This window comes from Acinetobacter sp. YH01019, from assembly GCF_013420285.1.
Taxonomy (GTDB): Bacteria; Pseudomonadota; Gammaproteobacteria; order Pseudomonadales; family Moraxellaceae; genus Acinetobacter; species Acinetobacter gandensis.
In genome coordinates this window covers 1-6,234 of sequence record NZ_VOYM01000116.1, presented here as the reverse complement: position 1 = coordinate 6,234, position 6,234 = coordinate 1, and the positions used below count along the sequence as shown (strand labels likewise).

Here is a 6,234-nt window from a genome sequence, read left to right as displayed (position 1 = left end):
AGTACCAGCGTACGGCCCACAGAATGATGTCACGCTGAAAATGCCGGCCTTTGAATGGGTTCATGTGCAGCTCCATCAGCAAAAGGGGATGATAAGTTTATCACCACCGACTATTTGCAACAGTGCCCGTATTGTAGAGATTAAGAAGTTTTTAGCGAATCATAAAAAGACTACCTTAAATGATGTAGCTACTATTACTTTAATTAATCCTTCAACCTTTAAACGTATTCCTTTAGCTTCAGAAAAAGTAGCTGCTGGTTTCCCCTCTCCCGCACAAGATTACATTGATAAAACTTTAGACATGAATGAACACCTTGTGAAAAATGAAGCTGCAACATTTGTTGTCAAAGTAGCTTCTCTTTCCATGCGTGACGCAGGCATTGAAATTGATGACGAGCTTTTAGTGGATCGTAGTCTTGAAGCTAAACACGAAGATATTGTTATTGCTTTAATTGACAATGAGTTCACCGTTAAGCGGTTAATGATTGAAGGTGATAAGTGTTGGCTTAAAGCTGAAAATCCAGATTATGACGATATTCACCTTAATGATTGCCAAGAATTATTAATATGGGGTGTAGTGACCTTTGTCATTAAGCCATTTAGGAAACATAAATAATCTAATCCTATTGGTCTAATCTACATGGAAAATCAAAATAAGATTTTTGCTTTGGTAGACATTAATAACTGTTATGTAAGCTGTGAACGTGTCTTTAATCCAAGCCTGAATAATAAGCCAGTAATCGTATTATCTAATAATGACGGTTGTGCTGTGGCTCGTTCACAAGAAGCTAAAGACTTAGGAATAAAGATGGGTGTACCTCTTTTTCAACTCAAGGAGCTTGTAGAGCAGCACAATATTACAGTCCTTTCGAGTAATTATGCTCTATATGCGGAAATGTCCCGCAGATTTATAAAAGTCCTAGCTGAATTTGTTACACCTCAAGAACAAGAAATTTATTCGATTGATGAATGCTTTTTAGATCTAACTGCTTATGCTTCAAATTATGATCTAACTGCTTATGCTCATTTAATTCTGGATCGGCTCTCACGTTGGCTAGGTTTGCCGGCCTGTATTGGAATTGGACGGACTAAAACAGAAGCAAAAATGGCTAATCATATCGCTAAAAAGAATAGTTATTTAAAAGGTGTATGTAACCTTGTTTCAATGGACTATTGTTCGATTGAGGGCTTATATCAATCTATAGAAGTTAGTGAAGTATGGGGGATTGGTAGAAAGCATACTAAAAAGCTGAATAGCCTAAGCATTAATACAGTTCTAGATTTTGTTTGTGCTTCACCCTTAATGATTAGAGATCAATTCTCTGTAGTCATGCACAGAACTCTATTAGAATTACAGGGAATTTCTTGCATTGAAATTGAGCAAAGTCCTAAAGCAAAAAAACAAATAATAGCAAGCCGTTCCTTTGGCCAGAAAGTTTATAGCTGTGAGGATCTTAAAGAAGCGATTACGCTTTATGTTCAGGATGCCGTAAGCCGTTTAAGAAGTGAAAATTTACTATGTGGCTGTATTATTAGTTTTGTTCAATCTAATCCATTTGATACTTCTGAGCCTTTTTATAATAAATCTTTGTCTTACGCTTTACCCGATCCATCAGACAATAGTTTATTACTTTCTAAAATTGCTACCTCAATGGTTGATCAGCTATACCAAAAGAATATTGGATTTAAAAAATGTGGAGTTATCCTCACTTGTCTTGAACCTAAAGCCACTCATATTTATGACTTATTCACGGACATGAACAAGATAGAATCAAGTAATAAACTTATGGATTCACTCGATGATATACAGAATAAATTTGGTAAGAGAAAAATAGGATTAGGTGCCAGTATGCTACCTGATAGAAATTGGAATATGTCACGTAATAAGCTGTCTCCCAATTACTTTAAATGGGATCAACTTATGAGTGTTAAATAATTAGTCATGACTAAGATAATTTTTTTGCATGTGACTTGCCACCTGGCTAAAAGGAATAACAGGAATTGAAATTAAAATATGCAGCGTTTATAGCTCTTTTAATAGTAGTGTCTGTTATGGCCTTTAAACAGGTTTATAACCCTTACTTTGATCAAGATAAAGAAGTAAAGACGTTTAGCTTTAATGGAAAAAAATTAACGGCTCTGTACCTATATAGGGAGCATGATCAAGAAATAGGTTTTAAAGAAAATCCTTCATTAAAGCCTTTAGTCTTTACGTGGAAAAAGCCGATTTATACCTGTTTTAATATGGTCAATGTACCTTATGACTTAGAGATATTTTTCTTTAATACAGATAAAAAAATTATTGGATCGGCTGTAATGGAAAAGTTTTCCAAAAAGCAGTATTGCCCCAAAGAAAAGATTCAATTTGCATTAGAAAGAATAAAAACTTAGATTTTTCAATCTAGTCTTTAGTATCTTTAAAATTGTTTGAATAGTAACTATATGGATAAAGAGTATAAAATATGTCTTTAATGTCGATACTGAAATCTTCAGATCCTAAGTGCAAGGAAGTAAAAGAAATTATAAAAAGTGTCGCACCCCAAAAAAAAGATTTCAAAACTTACAGTGGTATTCCTCCTTTTACTAATTATGAAGTTATGAGTGAACATAAATTAACGAGTAGTTATGATTCAGGCTTGGTTGGTACAGCATTTGACTACTTATCTAAAATAATTTGTGCGTACTACACGAATACTGAATTGAGTGCTAAGGAATTTGAGCAACCTAAAATTATCAGCTTTCTAGAGGAAACGAAAAATAAAAGCATTTTGGTATTGTATAAAAAAATTCAAAATCACATAGATTTTCTACTAGCTAATAAATCAAACGATTTAGAACTAAATGAAGAATTTATTGGTGGAATTATTCTTTTGGCTAAATTAGAAAATCTATGGCGATCTGGATTTCTACCAGTAGCAACAAAGAAAGACATACTAAAACCAACGGAGAACGTGGTTTACGAAGATATATCTTCCCTAGTCAAAAATTTTGATAATGTATTCATTAAGAATGGTCTTATTAAGCCTGATAGTCTGATCACATACAATCCCAGATATTCTGCAAATATCCGTGTTGCACTAGGGGGGATAGATGCAGATATTTGTATTGATGAAACACTATATGACTATAAAAGTACAAAAAATCATGGATTTATGATTAAAGACAGTATGCAGATCACATCGTATTACTTATTCTATTTAATGGATCGAATTATGTCGTCAACAGTGCAGATGCAACGACACAGAATAGAACGAATTGCATTATATAAAGCGAGATTTGGCCAAATTGAATATTTTGATGTTAAGCATATACCTGAAAAAGATTTAAAATATGCAATTTTTGAGCTTAATAGGATGTTTAAATTAGGTATGCCCGCTCAGAAAATTAAGGATTTTTAAAGGGCACTAAAGCACAGTATTGCGCCTTATCCTTCCCTTATATTATTAACGGTCTTGCTCTTTCCCCTTGTTCTTTCCGTGTTGAAGATCTAGCTTATTAGGTTGAATCTGTGGCTGTGGCGTTGGTTTTTTCACTTCTACCTGTTTCCGTAAATAGTCCACTAGATCAACTGCTAGTTTTCTATCTTGCGGATCTGGTGACTGTGATAGAGCTTTAGTAATTTCCTTGTAATGCGTCAATGCTTCTTTTTCTTGCTGTTTAGCTTTCTGGACACGTTCTGGACTTGCCTTATTTTTACCATATCGCTTAAACGATTTGCCCTGCTCTTTCATTTGTTTAACTGACTGCTTATCACTTCTATTTTTTTGAAGCCTAGCTATACGTTTTGTCGCATTCGCTTCAATCCCTCTGGATCTTAATTTTTCAGCAAAACTTTCTCGCCATTCCTGAAGATCAGCCTTCCTGATATTTAACCGATCACCTTTTTCAGAAACAGCTTTAACAACAACATGCACATGCGGGTTTTCACTTGGATCTTTTGAAGGGTCATTGGTAAAGGTATGCTGCACCATCATATATTTATGGTCTTTAAAATGTTCCTCTGCAAATTCTTTTGCAGCATCATAAACGCCTTTTTCATCCGTACCTTTCGGCATAGATAACACAATATTAAAAGCCTGCTTATATTTAGATTCTTCATCAGAAATAGGTGTACCTGACATTTGCCAATCTTCAGCAGTATCTTCTATATCATCCTTACCATTAACTTTATTTCCGTCCTGATCAATTCCCTCTAATTGCCCATTCCGTGTGATATATCCCATGTGGGCTTTCACCTTCCCCATAGAATTACCTCCACCAGTAACCTTGACCATTACTTCAGGGGTCTTTTTACTGATTCTATTTAAAGTTGCCTTAACGCTATTTGGAGATGATTTAGGGGCTGATTTAGCTGAATGGCCAGATCCATTTTTAGGCTTAGACAGATCATTTAAAAAAGTATCTAAACTTTGGGTCTGATTAACACGCTTAACTTTAGATCCGTTAAGTAGCTGCTCACCATGAGCAAGCAAAGTGCTTTGCACTTCTCTGGTAGTCTTACTGCTTCCGTTAGCCATTATTCCCACCTCTTTTTATTGCGCTCTAATAGAGTGAAAACATGCCTAACTTGAGCTTTTACTAGCTGATGTACTCGCTCGACAAATTCTCTATCGTAAGATTCATAAATACCCTGATTCATATTCTTAGCCATTTGGTTTAGGTTTCTACCAATCGCCAAAAGCTGACTATTTGATTCGCCAAGTTTAAGAGCTTCTTCCTGGCTAAAGAATATTGAATCTTTTGTGACATTAGCTGTTAAAACCGAAATGATATATTGATTCGGTTTCATGCCGATCTGTGCTGCTTTCTCATTAATGGCTTTCATCAAACTTGGTTTAAGCCGTAATTCTTTGCGTGATGTTTTTTCAAATACATCTATAACGTCTTGCGTTTTTTCTATTTCAGATAACTTTTCCTTGATCATTTTTTTGATCAAGTCGTCTGGATCTACTTCTTCAAACTTAGCTAACTGATAGATTTTTTCGGTTAAGTCCTTTTCCAGATTCAAGGAAAAATCTTGTCCTGAAAAGTTAGGATCATTCTCTTTTTGATAAGAAAGTTCTAACGCTTTTTGGAAAGGTGCGCCTTTCTTAATTCCCTGTTTTTCACACTTTGCTTCCCACCAATCAAGCACTGCCCGATCAACTCTGAAAAAGATTTTATTGTCTTTAGTCATGATTAATTCCATAAGCAAAGTAATATTTTGCTTATCCCATTCTATCAACTGGGTGACAAAATGGCAATTTTAACGGCTACTGCCTATCCTGCCCTAGATTATATATCTTCTTTTTTTCCCTCTTTTCTCCTTAGTCATGACTAAGGGTAATCAAGCTAGGTGGTCGGGAAAACCCGCCCAAAAAAAGACCTTGCATTAGCAAGGTCTTTTTCCATTGGTAGGTTTAGGCTTCTTGTAAATACTCGATTTCAAGGCTGCTGCAATCTACGGATACCTCTGTTCCATCTTCGTATTTGATCCATGCAAAACCCAAAGAAGAAGGCTTTTTATTAAGCATCAGGTTCGCTTGTCTGCCGTCATGAATAACAACTAAAAGCGGTTTTTTGATTTTGTCTGGATCTTCTTCTTTAGCTTCTGGCTGCTCTTTCTGGTTCGATTGATCCATCAGTTTTTTAACTTCAAGTTCTTCAGTCGCTTCAGCTTGATCATTCCCATTAAAATTGAAAGATTCATTATCATCAATAATAGCGGTTTGCTCTTGGCTTTCTTGCGCCTGTGGTTCTGATTCTGGATCTGCTTCAGTCGCTTCAGCTTGCTTAGGTTCTTTTAACTTTTTAGATAGAGCCTGTACTTTCGATCTGATAATGTCTTGACCATTCTCTAAAGATTCATCCACCCAAGCGTTTACTTCTTCAGGGAATGATTCCCAAAGTTTGCGTAAGTCATACAAAGTCTTTGGAGATTTAAAACCTGCATCATAAGCCTTAGATAAGCACTCTGGCATATCCACTAAAGCTAGGTGAGTAGAAATAAAAACAGGATCTTCATTTAACTTTTTAGCGATTACGTTTTTCTTCTCGCCTTGCTTAATTTTCTTTTGGATGAAAAGTGCAAGCTCAATAGGTGAATGGTTAAGGCGTTCTTTATTCTCCGGTGGTGTTTCAAAAAGTATGCTGGCATTAAACGAATCCATTATTGATATAAAAGAACACTAAATCAAAGGCTTTGAAATGATTTTCAAGCTTTTTGGAGAAGTTGCAGCTTCTCCTAAAGCCTCG

The 6,234-nt window shown here is 35.5% G+C and carries 7 protein-coding genes and 1 pseudogene; 4 read left to right on the top strand and 4 right to left on the bottom strand.

Annotation, left to right across the window (positions count from 1 at the left end):
• Positions 1-88: 88 nt before the first annotated feature.
• The 4 genes from FTT84_RS16470 (at position 89) to FTT84_RS16455 (ending at position 3,398) form a co-directional block, all read left to right on the top strand.
• The gene (locus tag FTT84_RS16470; RefSeq protein WP_180041311.1) at positions 89-616 is read left to right on the top strand and encodes a LexA family transcriptional regulator; all 528 of its coding nucleotides are present in this window, start codon (positions 89-91) and stop codon (positions 614-616) included.
• Positions 617-640: 24 nt separating this feature from the next.
• The gene (locus FTT84_RS16465; RefSeq protein ID WP_180009810.1) at positions 641-1,936 is read left to right on the top strand and encodes a Y-family DNA polymerase; all 1,296 of its coding nucleotides are present in this window, start codon (positions 641-643) and stop codon (positions 1,934-1,936) included.
• 116 nt (positions 1,937-2,052) lie between these two features.
• Positions 2,053-2,391: a DUF192 domain-containing protein gene (locus FTT84_RS16460; RefSeq protein ID WP_180009812.1), complete on the top strand. Its 339-nt coding sequence runs from the start codon at positions 2,053-2,055 to the stop codon at positions 2,389-2,391.
• A 71-nt stretch (positions 2,392-2,462) separates the two neighbouring features.
• On the top strand, positions 2,463-3,398 hold the full coding sequence (locus FTT84_RS16455; RefSeq protein ID WP_015060294.1) for a hypothetical protein: 936 nt from the start codon (positions 2,463-2,465) through the stop codon (positions 3,396-3,398).
• 45 nt (positions 3,399-3,443) lie between these two features.
• Here FTT84_RS16455 and FTT84_RS16450 read toward each other — a convergent pair whose 3' ends face one another.
• From FTT84_RS16450 to FTT84_RS16435, 4 genes and pseudogenes are all read right to left on the bottom strand, one after another.
• The gene (locus tag FTT84_RS16450) at positions 3,444-4,517 is read right to left on the bottom strand and encodes a relaxase/mobilization nuclease domain-containing protein (RefSeq protein WP_104516576.1); all 1,074 of its coding nucleotides are present in this window, start codon (positions 4,515-4,517) and stop codon (positions 3,444-3,446) included.
• Positions 4,517-5,176 (bottom strand): plasmid mobilization relaxosome protein MobC, encoded by a 660-nt coding sequence (locus tag FTT84_RS16445; RefSeq protein WP_180041309.1) that lies wholly within the window; start codon positions 5,174-5,176, stop codon positions 4,517-4,519. The genes FTT84_RS16450 and FTT84_RS16445 overlap by 1 nt, the downstream gene beginning before the upstream one ends.
• A gap of 223 nt (positions 5,177-5,399) precedes the next feature.
• Positions 5,400-6,149 (bottom strand): transcriptional repressor KorB C-terminal beta-barrel domain-containing protein, encoded by a 750-nt coding sequence (locus FTT84_RS16440; RefSeq protein ID WP_227607606.1) that lies wholly within the window; start codon positions 6,147-6,149, stop codon positions 5,400-5,402.
• Positions 6,136-6,234, bottom strand: a pseudogene (locus tag FTT84_RS16435) (IS1 family transposase); the annotation flags it as partial. The pseudogene FTT84_RS16435 and the gene FTT84_RS16440, both read right to left, overlap by 14 nt.

Coding starts and splice junctions, on each gene's coding strand:
- FTT84_RS16470 (WP_180041311.1), top strand. CDS start 89: ATGATAAGTTTATCACCACCGACTATTTGCAACAGTGCCCGTATTGTA.
- FTT84_RS16465 (WP_180009810.1), top strand. CDS start 641: ATGGAAAATCAAAATAAGATTTTTGCTTTGGTAGACATTAATAACTGT.
- FTT84_RS16460 (WP_180009812.1), top strand. CDS start 2,053: ATGGCCTTTAAACAGGTTTATAACCCTTACTTTGATCAAGATAAAGAA.
- FTT84_RS16455 (WP_015060294.1), top strand. CDS start 2,463: ATGTCTTTAATGTCGATACTGAAATCTTCAGATCCTAAGTGCAAGGAA.
- FTT84_RS16450 (WP_104516576.1), bottom strand. CDS start 4,517: ATGGCTAACGGAAGCAGTAAGACTACCAGAGAAGTGCAAAGCACTTTG.
- FTT84_RS16445 (WP_180041309.1), bottom strand. CDS start 5,176: ATGACTAAAGACAATAAAATCTTTTTCAGAGTTGATCGGGCAGTGCTT.
- FTT84_RS16440 (WP_227607606.1), bottom strand. CDS start 6,149: ATGGATTCGTTTAATGCCAGCATACTTTTTGAAACACCACCGGAGAAT.